Genomic DNA, 19170 nt, shown 5'->3' with positions numbered 1-19170 from the left:
CCCTCCTTCCCTATATAAGTACGCAAAAAAGACCAGGATACTTTTTCCTGATCTTCTTTGATGACAATTCTATTATTATAGTTTTATTTCGATAAGAGGTGTATAAGTTAATAGACCATTCACTTGATGACTTTGAAAGATGGTGATTGCATCAATCATTTCTGAAAAAGTTGGCATGTTATTCGTCCAATCTTTTGCATTTTCCGCAAAGCGAATCTTTCTTCCCATTGTAATGTGAGGAATGTAGTCCCTTTCTTCAACTGGAAATTTGGCTGCCGCAATTGCTTGTTTGGTTTTTTTATAGATTTCTTCTAGCTTGAAATTCTCTTTGATACCTACCCAAGCAATCATACCACTCTTTTTCTCGAATACACCAGGATTTCCACTTTCTATTCGGAATGAAGAACAATCCGAAAGAGTCTTTCTCAATTGTTCTTCCAAATGAACAAGTTTTCCTTCTTCGACTTCACCAATAAAACAAATCGTTAAATGAAAATTTTCCTTGCGGCTAAAATTCCCCTTTATAGATGCTGATTTTATATGACTTTGAAAAATTGCTAATGAATGCTTTACCTCTTCATTTAACTGGATTCCTATGAAAATTCGCATGTCATCCCCCTACCGCCCCTTATAATTCAGGATAATTGCGTTCTACATCTTCTGTCCAAGTTAATCCCAAAGCTCCTTCTCCTAGATGAGTACCAATAACAGGTCCAAAATAACTTAATTCGAAGCGGACTTCTGGATATTTGGTTTTCAAATCGCCCATCCAAGCCCTCCCTTTGTCCTCGACATTCGCATGAATGACTGTCGCAATTACAGGGTAGTCAACCTTTTCTAAATCTTCTCCTAAACAATCACTGATACGTCCCATTGCTTTCTTTTGGGTTCGTATTTTTTCAAAAACTGTGATTAATTTGTTTTCAAAATGAAGAATCGGCTTAATTTTTAACATAGAACCTACTAGAGCGGCCCCGCCTGATAAGCGTCCGCCTTTTTGTAAATTATTCAAATCATCCACCATAAAATAAGCACGGGAACGTTCACGCATCTGTGTTAACCGTTGGATGATTTGTTCGGGATGAATTCCTTTTTGTGCTAAACGAGCTGCTTCTAAAACAAAACGCCCTTGTACATAACAACTACTTTCGGAATCAAATGGATAAATCGTACAAAGCGGAAATTCATCTTTTAATGAACAAACGCTTTGATACGTACCACTAATCCCAGATGATAAGTGAATCGATATGATGGCATCGTATTGTTCCGTTAATTTTTCAAAAAGCTGAATGGTTTCTCCTATTACGGGTTGTGAACTAGTAGGAAAGTCTGAAGATTCTCTTACTTTTTCATAAAATTCTTCAGAAGTTATATCTATTTCTTCCCGATATGATTCACCTTTTAATTGGACCAATAAAGGCAGCATATAAATCTGATGTTTCTGTCGTAATTCTTCAGGCAGATAGGCTGTACTATCGGTGACAATTGCTATTTTCATTTCAACGATCCCTTCGATTAATTCAACGTTATTTTTTCTTTATTAATTTACGGCGCTCCAGTGCGTTTAAAGCTGCTTCTTGATCAGAAAAATGATAAATGCGCCCTTCTTCATCATAATATTTTGTATCATGTCCTCGTCCCAACAGGAGAACGACATCGCCTTTTTCAGCCTTTTCAACTGCTTTGTAGATGGCTTCTATTCTGTTTTCGATATAGGCATAATTCGTTTGACCAACAGGAATTCCTTGCTTCATCATCTTCCAGATTTCAGTTTGGTCCTCTCCTTGTGACTCATCTGTTGTCATAACAGAAAAGTCCGATTGTTCCACGCCAATTTTTGCCATTAACGGCCGCTTACTGGACTCTCTCTTTCCAGGACAGCCAAAGACAGAAATAACTTTTCCATTAGCAATGTTTTTTACAGTGCTTAACACTTTTTCCATCGCATCTGGGGAATGGGCATAGTCTACATAGACTTTTATATCCTCTTCTTGAGAAACAAGTTCCATTCTTCCAACAACCCCTTTAAAATCTTTAAAGGACGCAATAATTGCTTCTAATGGATAACCTAACGAATAAACAGCTGCTAACCCAGCTAATAAATTAGAGACATTGTACTCGCCAATCAAATTCGAATGCACGGGATAAACAGTATTCAAAAAGACTAGGTCAAAAGTTGTGTGCGTTTCTTTATAAACAATATTTGTAGCAAAAAAATCGCTGTTTTTATCTTTCACACTATAAGAAATTACTTCAGCAGCTGTAGCCATGGCATAACTTTCAAACGTCTCATCATCTTTATTCAATACAGCTACTTTGGGTTGGTTTGTCGGCCTGCTATAGTCGTTGCCTAATTGTGCGAATAATAACTTCTTCGCTTCTTTGTATTCCTCCATGGTATGGTGCAATTCCATATGTTCATGGGTGAGATTCGTCATAACTGCTACATCAAAGTTAACTCCCCACACTCGCCCTTTTACAAGAGCTTGAGAAGAAACTTCCATTGCGCAGACATCCACTGCTTCTTCTTTCATTTGACGAAGAACACGCTGCAAGGTAATGCTATCAGGTGTCGTATTTTTTGTTGGAAAAAAGGCATCATTTACTTGAATTCCAACCGTGCCAATTAGACCAGTGCGCTTGTTTAATCCTTTTATGATTGATTCAATAATATAACTGATCGTGGTTTTTCCATTCGTTCCTGTCACGCCTACCAATTGGAATTGATTGCTTGGAAAACCATAGAATGCATTGGCTAGAATTGCCATTGCTTTGTCAGTGTCACTCACATAAATAACGGGTACAGATTGACTCACATTAATTTCACTTTCAGCAACAATCGCTATTGCGCCTTTCTCAACGGCAGCCCCTGCATATTTGTGTCCATCGAAATTGCTGCCTGCAATACAGATAAACACATCGCCCTGCTCTACTTCTCGAGTATCTTGGGTAATTTTATTTACCTTGTCATCTGGTATTTTCCCAACAATTTCTTTCACTCTTAAATCGTTTAATAAATTTTCTAAATTCAAAATTACACCTCACTCTAACCATTCTCGGTTTCAAAAACCATTATACAACATAATAAAACAAAAAAGGATATGGGAAAAGGATTTACAAATTTATTAAAGAATATTTTGACAATTTCGTTTGCAATAGCAAGATATGATAGAATATGATTAGAGAAAAGCGGACAAGTCCACACTCTCTCGCTAGACGTTGGTGGCGGAAAGAATCTTATAAAGCCCTACCCAAAAATAAAGCAAATGAGAAAGGAGTCGATTTTTTGTTAGATTCTTATAAAACAATTGCCGAGCATGGACAAGAAGTAATTGTCATTCGTGGTTCTCGCTTTATTTGTACAATAGAGAGAGTCCAGACTGAAGAAGAAGCAAAAGATTTTATTCAACGAATTAAAAAAGAACACTGGAAAGCAACCCATAATTGCTCGGCGTACTTAATTGGCGATACAGATGAAATTCAACGCGCTCATGATGATGGCGAGCCTTCTGGTACAGCAGGCGTTCCTATGTTGGAAGTTCTTAAAAAGAATGAACTGCATTATGTAGCTGCGGTGGTAACCCGTTATTTTGGAGGAACAAAATTAGGAGCAGGCGGTTTAATACGTGCTTATAGTAAGTCTGTTTCTACTGCTTTGCGTTCAATCGGCATTGTAGAACGTTCTCTTCAGCTTCCTATTGCTTGTAGAGTTAGCTATTCAGCTTCTGGAAAATTAGAGAATCAGTTATTACAATCCGCTTATGCGCTTTTAGATACAAGCTATACTGACACAGTTACATTTTCTGTGGGAGTACCTACTCCACAAGCTGAAGAATTTCAAAGTGAATACATTAATTTCATGAATGGAAACATTTCATTTTCAATTGGAGAAGAACAGTACGTTGAGCGTTTGCTTTCTAATAAAGATGAAGAGGATGACTTTGAGGACGAAGAATTCGATGATTAATCACAAAAGAAGCATAAAGCTGTAATAAAAAGGGCTGAAACAGATAGCATCGCTACCGAGTTCAGTCCTTTTTATCTTGATTTCCAATAAGCCGATGGAGGAATCTTCTAAAAAAATTATTCTCACTTCCGATTAGATTAAAAGAAGCGATGAAAAGAACAATACCAAACAACAAACCAGCGGTTAAAATAACAGAGCCCCAAAAGGAAGATAGCGGGTAAAGTAAAGCAGTCAAAGAGAAGATAACTCCAACTGCATAAATCACTAATACTGTCTGCCGATGACTGAAGCCTAGATAAAGTAAACGGTGATGCAAATGACCGCGATCTTTTTGACTAATTGCCTGTTTATTCATTAACCTGCGAATAATTGCAGCCAAGGTATCCGTAAGCGGCACGCCTAATATCGCAACCGGAATCAGTAACGAAATGAACGTGGCATGCTTCAGGCCATTTAAAGATAGGGTGGCAATCATGAATCCAACAAACAATGCCCCGGTGTCGCCTAAGAATAACTTTGCAGGATAAAAATTATGCGGTAAAAATCCAACCAGTACTCCTACCAATAAAAATATCATGACTACTACTGCAACATTCGTCGTATTCATAAAGAAATAACTAACCAGCCCCATTGTCACTAATGAAATAATCGATGTGCCCGCAGCTAAACCATCCAACCCATCCATTAAATTCACAGAGTTTGTTATAGCAGCAATCCAAAACATCATTACAAAATAACCCAGTCGTCCAAATTCAATGGTTCCTAAATAAGCCACCGTAAAATGATCCAGCCGTACATCCGTAAAAAAATAAAAAATATTCGCTGCTAAAAGAATTCCTGCCATTTTTTGCCAGGGCCTTAATTCATATAAATCATCGATCACACCGGTACATAAAATAATGAGCGAGCTGATAAAAATCGCTCCTATCTTAGGAAGCTGATTAGCAACAGGCACTCCTATAAAATATGTCGCCCAATAAGAGACAAAAATGACAAGGCCGCCCATTGTAACAATGGGCCTTTTATGAAGCTTTTTAGGTCCTGGTTCATCTACCCAGCCTTTATGAAAAGCAAGCTTACGAAATAAAAATGTCAATAAAAAACTAGCAGCAATTGATACGAAAAATAAAATAGTAAACTGCATCAAAAAGCTCATATACCTCCTCCTCTCTTAAGGCGAAAAGAAGCTGGAAATTCTCCTTGCTCCCATTTCAACAAATCTTTATTTTTACAACAGCTAATGCTTCTTTTACAACTTCTTATTTATTAACGACTAATCCAAGCGCTCAAAGAATCCATCCTGAACGGTCTGTTTGTTGCTGGTTGTTACATCAAACATAATCCAATCATAATCGTTCAACACTCTTTGTGCATCTTCTGAAAGTTCTTCACGACTCGAAACATAACCTTGCTGTTCATCAGAAAAATACATACCTTTTTCTAGAGACGGTATATTTTTTTGTAACTCCATCAAAAGTGCATCAAAGGGAGAAACCGATTGATCCAGCATTTCTAATACTTCTATGAAGAAATAAATGGAACTAATGGTATGGAAGTCTTTATTTGCTTTTGATACATTGTTGAACATAATCACGGGTGTATGATGCAATGCTTCTTTTCCATTACTCTCCAAAGCTTCCTCTCCAAATACACTCGGCCAATGATCTCCCCAGAACACAACGACGCTAGGCTCTTCTAATTGCTCTAGTTCTTCATATAAAAATTCCAAAGCCTGATCACTATATACTAGATCCTGAAAATACTGATTGATTCGTTCATTGTAGTAGCCAGTTTTTTGAGCACTCGGAAACGCTTCGTACTTAGCTGAATAAGGAGTATGATTCTGCATGGTCACCAAATGCACAAAATCATACTCTTCTGTCTTATTCATACTTTGCAAAACTTCTTGATAGGCAGCCTTATCAGAAATATAAGGGTTATTTTCTTTTGTAGCTGTGTTTGTCATTATCTCGTCATAGTAAAAAGTATCAAAGCCCAGATTCCCATAATTCTCCCGCCGCTTATACATGGACGTATTGTATGGATGAATTGCAGTCGTCGTATAACCTTCCGCTTTCAAACGTGAAACTACCGAGGGAATCAAAGGATCTTTGGGTAAAAACTGGGTGAAAGGTGTCGTAATATTGGCAGAAAAAGGTTCCATTGAAAAACCAGTGAGTGCTTCAAATTCTATATTAGCTGTTCCGCCGCCATAACCTTGGGAAAGCATTCTGCCGCTCCAACTTTCAGTAGCTAATTTTCTGGCAAAAGGAATCGGATCCCACTTTTTTGATGTTTCTTTCAAGTCAAACGGATCAGCAAAACTCTCGTTCATAACAAAGATGATATTCGCTTCCAGCTTTTTATTTTGGCGCGACTCATTAATTTTTTGGGCTTTTTCCTGGTATTTTTCCATTAACTGGATTAGCCCTTCTGAGCTGTATCCATCAGGTTCTGTCATTGGCTCTGAAGGTAAATTATACAAAAAACCTGCAACAAAGCCATTATTATAGTAATTCATTTGTTGGCTATAGGGAATCCAATAAGCCGTTTGATCATAAGCAATTTTAACAATATTGCCTTCTTGAGAAAAATTAGATAGATAGAAAGCCGCAAAACTGCTCAATAAAAAGAGTAGTATTCGTGTAGACCTTTTTAATCGGGGCAAATCTTCTTTTCGTTCTTTTATAATAACTAAGACGAGCCCAATGAAAAATACAGTAATTCCGGCAACAACAAGAATCACCATGAAAGGTGGCAACATTTCTAGAAGAAAAATAGGATTTGTCAGCATTTGGAGATCAGAAGGATAGAGAGGCTCTCCTCTTTGACGCATTTTTTCAAAAGTAGCAAAACCCATTCCCATTGATATGCTTAAAAAAAGGATGTTTACAATCTTCACATTTCCTATTAACGACCACAGCCAAACAGCAGGTACTAATAAAACACACAGGCTGATTAAAAACTTTATCGTATGCCATTGAAAAGTAAATTGCAGAACTAAACTTATATTTAAATCATTTTGAAACCATTGTAACAACATTTGTGATAAAAACACTGTAACAATCAATGACAATCCTTGGTTTATTAACCTTCTCTGCTGGTTACCACGAAAGAACTTATTTTTTTCTTTCATTTTCTTTGGACTATTCAAATGCGACACGCCTCATTCCTGCTGCTAACTAATCCAGAAGTCATCGTAAATAGTAATTGGTAAATGACGCTTGTGTTGGGTACGCAAATACCATTTTTCAATTACTTGCGCATCTTTCTCGCCAACATCTTTTCCTTCTAAAAAGTCGTCAATCGCTTCATAAGAAACACCCAAAGCGGCTTCATCTGGTAATGCCGGACGATTTTCTTCTAAATCTGCAGTCGGTATTTTTTCATATAAATGAACGGGACAATTTAAAGCTTTTAACATTTGCTTTCCTTGCCGCTTGTTTAATCGCCATAATGGAACAATATCCGCTGCTCCATCACCAAACTTTGTGAAAAATCCTGTAACAGATTCTGCAGCATGGTCTGTACCAATAACTGCTCCATTTACTTCACCAGCAACTGCATACTGAACAATCATTCTTTGACGTGCTTTAATGTTTCCTTTGTTAAAATCATTGATGGAGAAGCTATCTGTTTCCATAGCAGACACGATAGCGTCCGTCGCATTTTTTATATTCACAGAAACGATTTGATCTGGGTTGATAAAATCAAGTGCATCCGTAACATCTGATGCATCAAATTGTTTTCCGTAAGGTAGTTTTACAGCAATAAAACGAAAGGAATCATTGCCTGTTTCTTCGCGCAGTTCTTCTATCGCAAGTTGTGCTAACTTTCCTGCCAATGTAGAATCTTGCCCGCCACTGATGCCTAAAACCAATGTTTGTAAAAATGGGTGAGCCTTCAGGTACTCTTTCATAAAGTTAATGCTATTTCTTATTTCTTCATTTGGATTGATCTGATTTTTTACTTTTAAATCGTCAATAATTTGTTTTTGTAAAGGACGCATCAATCTCATCTCCTCTTATAAAATATTACTCTTAGCAGCTCAATTAAAATACAAGATCGTCTTTACGGATTGTTTTTTTAATCTGGTTAATCGTATCCATTTTGTGGTCCCATGCTTTCTGTGAAAGATCGACTGGATAATCTTCTGGATTAAGGATTCGTTTGTATTCATCCCACAAGGCATCTTTTTTCTCGGTTGAATAGTCTTTGATTGCTTCTATTGTAGGCAATTCATATACGAGCTCTCCATCCGTGAAAATTTCTTGCAAGATTGGACGAGCATCAAAATCAGTAATTGTTTTATTAATGTAAGTGTATGTTGGATGGAACATAAAGAGTTCTTCTGCTTGATCAGGTCGTTCTTCCCAAAGTGCTACGTAATCCCCTTCAGACTTCCCATCTTTGCGACGTGTAATCCGCCATACTTGCTTGCGGCCCGGCGTAGAAACTTTTTCTGCGTTACTTGATATTTTTAATGTATCCACCATTTGCCCATTTTCATCTTCAATACTGACGATTTTATAAACAGCTCCTAGCGCTGGTTGATCATAAGCAGTTATCAGGTTCGTTCCAACACCCCAAACATCTATTTTTGCTCCTTGCATTTTCAAGTTCAGAATCGTCATTTCATCTAAATCATTGGATGCGTAAATTTTTGCATTTGGAAAGCCGGCGTCATCAAGTTGTTGCCTAATTTTTTTCGATTGATAAGCCATATCTCCGCTGTCAATCCGTACACCCAAGAAATTAATTTGGTCGCCCATTTCCTTTGCGACACGAATCGCAGCAGGCACGCCGGAACGTAATGTGTCATAAGTATCGACTAAGAAAACACAATCTTTATGTGTTTTTGCATATGCTAGAAACGCTTCATAATCATCCCGGTAAACTTGCACAAGCGAGTGCGCGTGTGTACCGACTGCTGGAATGCCAAAGAGCTTTCCTGCGCGAACATTAGAAGTAGCATCAAATCCTCCTACAAAAGCAGCACGAGCTCCCCAAAGAGAGGCATCCATTTCTTGCGCCCTTCTAGAACCAAATTCCATTAATGTATCTTCTTCCGAAACGTAGCGCAGGCGAGCTGCTTTTGTTGCAATTAACGTTTGGAAGTTTACAATATTCAACAATGCTGTCTCGACTAATTGACATTGTGCCAACGGTCCCTCCACTTGAACAATCGGTTCATTGGCAAAAACTAATTCACCTTCTACAGCAGAACGGATACTGCCCCTAAAACGAAAATTGCTTAAATAATCTAAAAATGCTTCCGGATAGTTTTGTGTCTCTCTTAAATAATCAATATCTGTTTTAGAAAAACGAAGATTTTTTATATAACTTACTAATCTTTCTAAGCCCGCAAAAATTGCATAGCCATTTTTAAATGGGTTTCTACGGAAATAAAGCTCAAAAACAGCATGTTTTTCAGTTATTCCTTCATCCCAATAGGTTTTCATCATATTTATTTGATAGAGATCTGTGTGTAATGCTAGACTGTCGTCACTGTATCTTTCTCCCACAATAAGCACTCCTTATTAATAGTTTTTCTTGAGTAAATGATTATCATTACTCACTTTCTACCCATTATAACGCAAACCGCATCTGTTTGCTTTTTTTTAGATAAAATAAAAATAAGTTTCCTACTTTTTATACTAGTAAGAAACTTATTTTTTTATTTAATTAAGTTTTTATATTTTTGACCGAATGTCCACTCTGCTTCCTTGATCACTGCTCCTTTGGAAAGCAGTCATCACTTCTAAAACATGATAGGTTTGCGAAATGTCCGCTCTAATTTTCGTACCTTCTTTCATGCCGTTTGCCATATCAACTAAGCCGATTCCGCGTGAATTTTCCGTATAATCAAATAAAAGCGGGATTTCTTTATATTGCTTGCTCTGTTTGGTTAACAAGTACACCGGTCCGCCAAAAGTATTGGGATCTGGAACTTTCAAGGTTCCTTCTGACCCGTATATGGTGATGCTTGCCTGCTCCTCATCATAGCAGTCAAAAGTAGTAAAGAGTGTGCCGGTCGCGCCGCCTTCCATTTCCATTATTCCGGAAACAAAAGTAGGGACTTCCACTTCCACCGTTGTGCCGGATAATGGTTCACTCGTTATCAAACGCTCTGGGAAGGCTGACTTTGTTACTGCTGTTACTGTTTTTACTTGACCGAGTAACGCTACTAAGGCGGTCACATAATACGGCCCCATATCCATCATTGGCCCCCCACCAAATTGATAGTAAAAAGCAGGTCCTGGATGCCAACTTTCATGCCCCCGACAAATCATCGACGCAGTAAATCCGATTGGGGTACCGATGATTCCTGAATCAATCAATTTTTTACATGTTTGGATTCCGGAGCCTAAAAACGTATCCGGCGCGCCTCCCACTGCAAGGTTTCTCTCTTTCGCTAATGCGAGTAATTCTTGGCCATCTTCAAAAGTAGATGCCAGTGGTTTTTCAGAGTACACAGCTTTCCCCGCTTCTAAAGCCGCTTTGGTTACAGCGTAGTGTTCGTTTGGGCGAGTCAGATTTAAAACAATATCCACCGTTTCATCGGCAAAGACTTCTGCCATATCTTCGTATATTCTTTCGACTTGATATTTTTCTGCTGCATCTTCTGCTTTACTACGAATTAAATCACATAAACCAACTATTTCGATTTCTTTTTTAAATACGGTTGTCAAATTCTGTAAATAGATGCCGCTAATATCGCCCACACCTACAAATGCTATCCTGGTTCTTGCCATCCAGCTCTTCCTTTCTTAGTACATTTTCGCGTCGTTTTCGAAGCGCTCCGTTGTCAACCCATGAGTAACAGCATATTCTTTACTGTCTCCAGCCCATAACAAGCCATTTCTCATCAATTGATGGGCGGTAGGTGATTTATCAAACACATCATCGTGATGCCCTAAGGATTGATAAAAAATGCGGCCATTTCCCCAGAATTTCGTCCAAGCAACTGGAATGTCAACCTGTTTATTCGATACATGATAGTAAGGAACATCTGGATGGGGAAAACGTGTCGTTGCCAAAACCTCGATTGCTGGATCAATATGAACATAATATTGCTCACTGCATACTTCGAAATCTTCTAATCCGGAAGTGATCGGACTGGAATTCGGAATAACATTTACTACATAATGAATATTGTCTCCCCCTGGGTGCGAAACCCATTGTCCGCCAGTCATGAATTGCCACTCTGTATCTTGCCTAAAAGAATCGCACATTCCACCATGGCAGCCCGCCAATCCCATTCCTTTTCCCACTGCCTTGGATACATTTTGTGATTGGGTCATGCTGATTTCTCCCATTGTCCAACAAGCAACTAATAAATCATGCTCGCTTAACCAATCAAAATCATCCAAACAACTTAAGGTATCTTCTATCTGAACGGTCCATTCTTGGGTATCAGTCAACATTTTGGCAAAACGTTTGCTCGTTAGTTGCGGTTCATGACCATCCCATCCACCTTGAATAATTAACGCTTTTTTCATTGTTTTTCCTCCATTTTATATCGTACATAATATTCTGTCTTGGATTTCAGCAGACTCAAAGGCTGCTTCGATTACTTTTAAAACGCGTAGTATTTGATCTTCCTTAACAAATTGCTCCTCTTTCCCATTAATTGCATCTACTAAGTTCGAATAAAAATGCTCAGCAGAATAAAAATTATGTTGAAATCCTTTATCATACTTTTCAACCATTGGTAAGGGAACTTCTTGAACTGTTTTCTTTGCTCTCGGCGCCATTGTTCTCGTCGGCCCCGCTGCAGTATAAACAATTTCGTTACTCCAAGTAGGGTTACTTCCTTCCAACAATTGGATAATTTTCCCTTCACCTTCCCAATTGTCGATAATGGCTGTGCCAGCTTTTCCGGAAAGATGCCAACGCGGAAAAGGAATAAAACAATTGGTCGCAATCTCAACCAGAACGCTCAATCCATCCGAAAAACCTAATAATAGTTTTACATTATCGTCTACCTCTTCCGAAAAGACGCTCTTAACATGTGCCGTTACCGACGTTACCTTAGCGGGCGTCAATAGCAATAATTGATCAATTAAATGAACGCCCCAATCGTAAAGCATTCCACCGCCATTTACTTTAAAGTCACGCCAACCATGAAGAAATACACTCGAACCATTTACACGACTCTCAATAAAATAAGGGGTATCGATGATATTCTCCGAAAGGATTTTTTGGACAATTCGAAAGTCTGTATCCCATCGTCGATTTTGGTGCACGGTAAAAATACCAGCTGAGTTTTGACTGACTGCAATAATTTCTTCTAAGTCCTTTACTGACAACGTTACTGGTTTTTCACAAACAACATGCTTACCTGCTTCCAATGCTGAAATACAATAATCTTTATGGGAGTCATTAGGAGTGGCAATAATAATAATTTCAGCCGAACTTTCTAGAACAGCTTGGAAATTCTGAAAGATAGTCAAATTTTGCTTTGCTGCTTTCTCAAAAACTTCTTCTCTGATATCGTAGATTCCTATTACATCTATTTTTCCAATTTCTTGAAGAGCTTTATGGTGCCATGCTCCCATTCCACCATACCCTACAATCACTGCTTGCTTCTTCATTTTTCAGTATCCTTTCTTTACTCTTATTAGGTTTAATGGTAGCATTCAGGAAACGGTTACACTTGTCATAATTAGGAAAAAGATAGACAATACTTGCGCGAGGAGATTATTAATGAATATTCTTTTTGAACATCGATTAAATGAGCTTCAGGTTCACAAAACAAAAGAACTTTCATTCCCACCACATCTGCACAGTGAGATTGAAGTTCTGGTTGTGACAAAAGGGAGTATTACCATCATAAACGAAGGAGAAATGCGACAGATCCATAAGGGACAAACAGCAATCATCTTTCCTAACAGTATCCATGAATATGTCAAACAAAGCAGTGGTGAAATGGTTATGTATATTGTGAATACGCAAATTGTTCCAGAATTTCATGCTATTTTTTCCAATAAGCTGCCTGTCGACTTCGTCATTGATACACAGAAAATCGAAACACAGCTGACGGAAATCAACCAGTATTTTTTAGGCTTCAGGCAAACGAAAGCAGAAATGTTATCAAGGGCTTATCTTCATTTATTTTTCGCTCTTTTATTAAATAATTTGCCTCTTCATTCTCGCCCTAAAACGCAAGCACCTTCAACTGTCGTGCAAGTTATTCGCTATGTTTCCGAGCATTTTACCGAGCCACTCGATTTACAATCAGTAGCATCGGAAGTTGGTTGCAGCGTCTACACCGTCTCCCGGATTTTTTCTCATAAAATAAAAATTGGTTTCCGCAATTACCTTAATCAAATGCGAGTCGATTATTCGCGGCGCCTGTTACGAGAAACAGATTTAAAAATCGTGGACATCGCCCTAGAATGCGGTTTTGAAACGCTGCGCTCTTTTAACCGGGCCTTCACAAGAACCTACAACCAAACTCCCAGTGAATACAGACAAAGATAGCAGTGAATCGTATGGATTCACTGCTATCCTAAATTGTTTATTCTTAAATTTTTAATGAATCACTTTGATTCCTTTTGAAACTAACTCTTCTTCCGAATGAATCGTATGCTCCGCTTCATCTAGTCCACGAGAGCTTACTTTGTCGAATAAAATCTTCACTGTCTGTAACATAATCTTCAAGTCTAGAATCAAAGAATATTCTTTAATATAAATTAAGTCGAAATTTAATTTACTATTAAAGTCAGAAGCATATTTTCCATATACTTGTGCGTATCCAGTAATCCCGGCGCGAACGTTATGGCGTAAATAATAATGAGGATTCATTTTTTCAAATTGTTCTACAAAAAATGGTCGTTCAGGGCGCGGCCCTACAATCGACATATCCCCCTTAAGAACGTTGAATAGTTGAGGTAATTCGTCAATACGTAATGAACGTAAATACTTCCCTACCGGCGTAACCCGTACATCGTTACTTGTCGCTAATACTGGCCCTGACTCTTGCTCTGCCGTGACGCCCATACTACGGAATTTCAAGATTTCAAATTCTCTTCCTTCTTTCGTAATACGAGTCTGACGATATAAAATAGGCCCTTCCGAGCTTCTCTTCACTAAGATCGCAGCAACCAACATGATTGGTGAGCTGATAATAATCAAGAAAAGAGAAAAAAGAATATCAATCAAACGCTTTATGATACCATCTTCCGATGCAATTCTGAATGGCGATACCTCAATAATGCTTTCATCTTCGATGTTCATCATATTCGGATTAACCATTACTAAATTCTCAAAACTTGTATTTAAAAAGAATTTTTTATCTTGGCGCATCAGCAGATCGTAAATACGTAATTTTTCAGACTCTTCAATCTGGCTTGCTAGATAGACAATATCGATTTCATTGAGATTTTCTCGCACATTTTCATAATAATCAGAAAGAACGACATGCGAAACAATGTGACGAATACTTTTTGTGTTTGAAAAGTTATCTACTGCAGCAAAAACTTCTTTTTCCATTCCAACAATCATGACTCTTTTGCTTCCACTTAATTTTTGGTAAGTTTTAAAAACAACTAATCTCCACAAAAACAAGATCAGGCATCCAACAAAAAAGTTGATTAAGATTACTGAACGCGGAAATGCCAGCCATCTTCCTGCGAAAGTGAGTGCCATAATATAGAGTGACACTACAAATTGTCCGATAATGGTAATAAATAAGAAGTCACTTATCGATTTATTATAAAGGATGTAGGTTCCAAAAAGGATGCTCACAATAACAAATCCAATCGAAACATACACGATACTGCCTTTAAAAGCTTCCATGTTGCGATATGGAATATCCGGTCCATACCTTAAACGGAATGATAATAATAATGAACCGATGAATAGCAGTAATTCAATAACCATAATGAAGAATTTTCGTGCTTTGGTCCATTCCTCTTGGTGATTCACGGTTTATTTCCCTCCTTAAAGTCAATCTGACTTTCTACATTCTAGCATGAAATTCAAAAGAGGAACAGACCGAGAATAGTAGATTCATCTTTTACCATCTTAATGTTCAGCTAAATAGTGATCGTTAATGACATGAAAATCTTCTTTGTTTAATCCTGTAAAGGTCTCCCTTATTTCTTTTGCAAAAAGATTGTTATAATCTTTACACATATTTAATGAATTTTTATACTTGCTGGAAGAGCTGGTTCATTTCTTCTACGGGATAAATAGCCGGCATCCTTTTATTAAAATCAAAAGGGCATTAGTTGCTGCATTGAGAAAAGCGACTAGGAAAATTCCTAATCGCTTTTCTTGAAGTCTTTTATTCTAAAGTGATTTCTTCTTTGACTGTTTTATTTTTCCACAGTCCTAGAATCGTTGCTGAGATAACCATCCCAATTACTAATGTTAGTAAGAACATAAGAGGATTTTCAGCTAATCCAATCACAAAGATACCACCGTGTGGAGCTGGAATTGCTACATTCCACAATTGCGTTAATCCACCTGCTATTGCTGAACCAACGATAGAAGAAGTAATTACGCGTAGAGGATCTGCAGCTGCAAATGGAATTGCACCTTCCGTAATAAAGGAAATTCCTAGTACAAAGTTTGAAATACCCGATTGTCTTTCTGCATCCGTAAATTTATCTTTGAATACCAGAGTAGCTAAACCAATTGCCAAAGGAGGAATCATTCCGCCAGCCATAACAGCAGCCATCCAAGCTCCATCGCCTGTATCCGTGAAAATTCCAATAGAGAAGGCATAGGCTGCTTTATTAAACGGACCACCCATATCGATTGCCATCATGCCGCCTAACAACGCTCCTAGCAACACTGTGTTCCCTGTACCCATATTTTCTAAGAAATTCAACATTGCGGTATTAATTCCAGAGAATACTGGTCCAATGATGAAGAACATCAACAAACCTGTTATCAGAAGGCCAAATACTGGGTAAAGTAAAATCGGCTTCAATCCTTCAAGCGTTTTTGGTACTTTTCTAAATAGACGCTTTAATACATGAACAACATATCCTGCCATAAAACCAGCAACTAAACCGCCAAGGAAACCTGCATTTTGATTTACCGCCATCAACCCGCCTGCCATACCCGGTAATAACCCAGGACGGTCAGCAATACTATAGGCAATATATCCAGCAAGAATTGGAATCAAGAAATTGAACGCGGTACTTCCAATTGTATTAAACGATTCGAACAAGACACTATCACTACCGAAGCTGCTTTCAAATAAGAAAGAAATCGCCAGGATAATCCCTCCACCTACCACAAATGGAAGCATATGAGAAATTCCGTTCATCAAATCTTTATACAAGTTACCAAATACTGATTGGTTATCTTCTTCGTCATCCGATTTGCTTGCATCAACGTCCACACTTAGAATTGGAGCTTGTTGGTTCACAGCTTTATTAATAAGCTCTTCCGCTTTGTTGATGCCATCACTTACCGGACGTTGTAAAACGTGTTTTCCATTGAAACGATCCAAAGAAACTTTTTTACCAGCAGCAATGATTACTGCGGATGCTTGTTCAATTTCTGCAGCAGTTAAAATATTTTTAGCTCCTTCAGAGCCATTCGTTTCTACACGAATGTCAACACCCATTTCAGCAGCTTTTTTCTTCAAAGCATCTTCTGCCATATACGTATGTGCAATACCTGTCGGACAAGCTGTGACAGCAACTACAAATGGCTTTTTAGCGTCTTCGATTGTTGTTTTGTTTGCTTGCTCTTGACGCTCCTCTTCTTCACGACTCTCTTCTGCAGCACTGAAAATTTGTTGCACTTCTTCTGGGGTTGTTGCTGCTTTAAGCTGTGCCAATAAATCTGGATTGATTAATTGACGAGATAAGGAAGCCAACACTTCTAAGTGGACATTGTTTGCTCCTTCCGGTGCCGCAATCATAAAGAATAAGTGTGCTGGCTGTCCGTCTAGAGAATCATAGTCTACTCCTGCAGAACTTTTTGCAAAAACAACTGCTGGTTGTTGTACAGCATTATTTTTAGCATGCGGCATCGCAATTCCTTCACCCAATCCCGTAGAAGATTGAGCCTCTCTTGCAATGATCCCTTCTTTAAAAACTTCTCGGTCATTGATAATGTCATTATCTAATAAACTAGCAATCATCTCATCTAACACACCTTCTTTGGTGGTTGACTTTAAATCCATAATCATGAGCTCTTTTAATAGAACATCATTAATTTTCATTCTTTTCAACTCCATCTATTTTTTTTATTTTTATTAAATCTACAAGTTTTTCAATATCTTCCCTTTTCGCTAAATCATCAGAGAAGGCTGTTGCACTTCCACAAGCAACACTAAAAGTGAAAGCTTCTAATGCATCTTTTGTCTGTGTATAGATTCCCACAAATCCTGCAACCATCGAGTCTCCCGCACCTACAGAATTTTTTACTTTTCCTTTTGGCGCTGTAGCGTGATAAACTCCTTCTTCCGCGAATAGGATGGCGCCTTCTCCTGCTAAAGAAATAATGGCAAATTTAGCACCTTGTTCCAGAAGTTTCTTTCCATAAGGAATCATTTCTTCGATCGAATGCAACTCGACATTGAACAAATCTCCCAATTCATGGTGATTTGGTTTTACTAACAAGGGTTGATATTTCAAAGCATTTTTCAAATCATTTCCTGTTGTATCTATTACAAAGGCACTCTTCTTCGCTACTAAGTTCTGAATAATCGTTTCGTAATAATCCTCTGGTAAACTCTTTGGACGACTGCCAGACAGAATGACTGTATCTTCTTCCGTAAAGCCGTCAAAATGCTTCAGGAATTCATTAGCCGTGCTCTCTGAAATATGAGGTCCTTCCCCATTAATTTCAGTCTCTTCTCCAGCTTTCAATTTCACATTAATTCGAGTATCGTCTTCCACTTCTGTAAATTCTGTTTGAATTCCTTCATCAATCAACCAGTCTTCCACAAACTTTCCAGTAAATCCTCCTACAAATCCTAAAGCAGTATTCGATACTTGCAGCTGATTTAATATTCTAGAGACATTAATCCCTTTCCCTCCCGGCAATTTGAAATCTTGTTTAATCCGATTGACATTGCCGATCTCTAAACCATCCAGATGAACAATATAATCAATCGAAGGATTCAAAGTAATGGTATAAATCATGATTCCACCTCCCATATATTTGTCTGCTCTGCTATTCTATTTTTCAACTCTTCAGATAAACGACTGCTAATTAAGTTGCCATCTTCTAAATTTGCCACTTTTGAAAAAGTTACTTTATTCATTTTTGAAGAATCTGCAAGAAAGAAACTACGATTTGCACTTTGCATAACTAATTGCTTAATGACCGCTTCTTCCATATCAGGAGTCGTATACCCAAATTCCAAATCAACACCGTTAATTCCTAAAAAAGCTTTGCTAAAATGATAAGTCTGAATTTGCCTCTGTGCTTCCGGTCCAATGACTGCCTTCGTGTGACGTTTGATTCTCCCACCAATTTGTATTGTTTGAATGTTTAGATCCGTCAACAATGATGCGTGAGGAATCCCATTCGTAATAACGGTAACTTGTTTATTTTTTAAAAATGGTATCATGTCATAGGTTGTAGAACCCGCATCAAGATAAATCATTTCACCGTCACGAATCATTTCGACTGCAAACTTAGCAATCCTCTTCTTCTCGTCTGTATTTTTGACCGATTTCTCTTCCATCATGTCTTCATTCGCAACATTATAAATCCGTCTCGCTCCACCATGAATACGAACTAATTTTTCTGATTCTTCCAATTTTTTCAGATCTCTTCGTATTGTGGACTCAGATGTCTTGGTCAAATCCACTAAATCCTGTAATTTAACAACTGGCTCTTTTTCTAAGCTCCCCAGAATCACATGGTATCTCTCTTCTGTAAGCACTTTCCTCACCTCATTAAAACTATACCACCTTAAAACGCCAAAATCAATCATTTGCAATCAAAAACATCCAAAATGTTTTATTTTTCTTTTTTATTTTTTAGAAAACGGTCAAGATTTGGCAGCCAGACATAGAAAGCAAAACTTATAGTCGTTTAGTCTAAAATAAAGATGTTCCAGAGTATTTTACGGTTTGAATGTCTTTATATTTTTAGAATAATGTTGTTCCACGGTAAATTTCCTGTTGAACATCGTTATTTTTTGAAAATAAAGATGTTCAGCCTCAGAATACTCTTTGATTGTCTGTTTTCATAAAAATAGGCAAAAAAAAGCGAGGACG

The 19170-nt window shown here is 37.9% G+C and carries 16 protein-coding genes; 2 read left to right on the top strand and 14 right to left on the bottom strand.

What is annotated here, in order from left to right:
* Positions 1–75 precede the first annotated feature (75 nt).
* From thpR to EJN90_RS08005, 3 genes are read right to left on the bottom strand one after another with little or no spacing between them, the layout of a single operon-like run.
* Positions 76–609 (bottom strand): RNA 2',3'-cyclic phosphodiesterase, encoded by a 534-nt coding sequence (gene thpR, locus EJN90_RS08015; protein ID WP_126110132.1) that lies wholly within the window; start codon positions 607–609, stop codon positions 76–78.
* Between the two features lie 19 nt (positions 610–628).
* Positions 629–1498 (bottom strand): DegV family protein, encoded by an 870-nt coding sequence (locus EJN90_RS08010; protein ID WP_126110130.1) that lies wholly within the window; start codon positions 1496–1498, stop codon positions 629–631.
* Positions 1499–1526: 28 nt separating this feature from the next.
* The gene (locus EJN90_RS08005; RefSeq protein ID WP_164544041.1) at positions 1527–3032 is read right to left on the bottom strand and encodes a UDP-N-acetylmuramoyl-L-alanyl-D-glutamate--2,6-diaminopimelate ligase; all 1506 of its coding nucleotides are present in this window, start codon (positions 3030–3032) and stop codon (positions 1527–1529) included.
* Between the two features lie 254 nt (positions 3033–3286).
* On the opposite strand from EJN90_RS08005, the gene EJN90_RS08000 reads away from it, so the two are divergent.
* On the top strand, positions 3287–3967 hold the full coding sequence (locus EJN90_RS08000; protein WP_126110126.1) for a YigZ family protein: 681 nt from the start codon (positions 3287–3289) through the stop codon (positions 3965–3967).
* 61 nt (positions 3968–4028) lie between these two features.
* Here the strand turns inward: EJN90_RS08000 and EJN90_RS07995 are convergent, their stop codons facing one another.
* The 7 genes from EJN90_RS07995 to EJN90_RS07965 all read right to left on the bottom strand — a co-directional run bounded on the left by EJN90_RS07995 (position 4029) and on the right by EJN90_RS07965 (position 12564).
* Positions 4029–5123, bottom strand: a complete 1095-nt coding sequence (locus tag EJN90_RS07995) for a glycosyltransferase family 4 protein (RefSeq protein WP_126110124.1) — start codon at positions 5121–5123, stop codon at positions 4029–4031.
* 117 nt (positions 5124–5240) lie between these two features.
* On the bottom strand, positions 5241–7121 hold the full coding sequence (locus tag EJN90_RS07990) for an LTA synthase family protein (protein ID WP_126110122.1): 1881 nt from the start codon (positions 7119–7121) through the stop codon (positions 5241–5243).
* Positions 7122–7145: 24 nt separating this feature from the next.
* Entirely contained in the window at positions 7146–7976 is an 831-nt protein-coding gene (nadE, locus tag EJN90_RS07985; protein ID WP_126110120.1) for an ammonia-dependent NAD(+) synthetase, read from the bottom strand.
* A 43-nt stretch (positions 7977–8019) separates the two neighbouring features.
* A complete protein-coding gene (locus tag EJN90_RS07980; protein ID WP_126110118.1) occupies positions 8020–9492 on the bottom strand; it encodes a nicotinate phosphoribosyltransferase in 1473 nt (490 codons plus the stop codon).
* Between the two features lie 168 nt (positions 9493–9660).
* On the bottom strand, positions 9661–10722 hold the full coding sequence (locus EJN90_RS07975; protein ID WP_126110116.1) for a Gfo/Idh/MocA family protein: 1062 nt from the start codon (positions 10720–10722) through the stop codon (positions 9661–9663).
* A gap of 15 nt (positions 10723–10737) precedes the next feature.
* Positions 10738–11469 (bottom strand): ThuA domain-containing protein, encoded by a 732-nt coding sequence (locus EJN90_RS07970; protein ID WP_126110114.1) that lies wholly within the window; start codon positions 11467–11469, stop codon positions 10738–10740.
* Between the two features lie 15 nt (positions 11470–11484).
* A complete protein-coding gene (locus EJN90_RS07965) occupies positions 11485–12564 on the bottom strand; it encodes a Gfo/Idh/MocA family protein (RefSeq protein ID WP_126110113.1) in 1080 nt (359 codons plus the stop codon).
* 112 nt (positions 12565–12676) lie between these two features.
* Between EJN90_RS07965 and EJN90_RS07960 the strand changes: the two genes are divergently transcribed.
* A complete protein-coding gene (locus EJN90_RS07960; RefSeq protein ID WP_126110111.1) occupies positions 12677–13453 on the top strand; it encodes an AraC family transcriptional regulator in 777 nt (258 codons plus the stop codon).
* Positions 13454–13504: 51 nt separating this feature from the next.
* On the opposite strand, the gene EJN90_RS07955 is transcribed toward EJN90_RS07960, so the two are convergent.
* From EJN90_RS07955 to EJN90_RS07940, 4 genes are all read right to left on the bottom strand, one after another.
* Complete coding sequence (locus EJN90_RS07955) at positions 13505–14899, bottom strand: sugar transferase (RefSeq protein ID WP_174919277.1); 1395 nt, start codon at positions 14897–14899, stop codon at positions 13505–13507.
* 361 nt (positions 14900–15260) lie between these two features.
* The gene (locus tag EJN90_RS07950; protein WP_126110109.1) at positions 15261–17159 is read right to left on the bottom strand and encodes a PTS fructose transporter subunit IIABC; all 1899 of its coding nucleotides are present in this window, start codon (positions 17157–17159) and stop codon (positions 15261–15263) included.
* On the bottom strand, positions 17149–18084 hold the full coding sequence (gene pfkB / locus EJN90_RS07945; protein WP_126110107.1) for a 1-phosphofructokinase: 936 nt from the start codon (positions 18082–18084) through the stop codon (positions 17149–17151). The genes EJN90_RS07950 and pfkB overlap by 11 nt, the downstream gene beginning before the upstream one ends.
* The gene (locus tag EJN90_RS07940) at positions 18081–18833 is read right to left on the bottom strand and encodes a DeoR/GlpR family DNA-binding transcription regulator (RefSeq protein WP_126110105.1); all 753 of its coding nucleotides are present in this window, start codon (positions 18831–18833) and stop codon (positions 18081–18083) included. Before EJN90_RS07940 ends, pfkB begins: the two co-directional genes overlap by 4 nt.
* Positions 18834–19170 lie beyond the last annotated feature (337 nt).

The sequence above is a fragment of the Jeotgalibaca ciconiae genome (assembly GCF_003955755.1).
Classification (GTDB): Bacteria; Bacillota; Bacilli; order Lactobacillales; family Aerococcaceae; genus Jeotgalibaca; species Jeotgalibaca ciconiae.
This window is presented reverse-complemented; position numbering and strand designations above follow the sequence as displayed.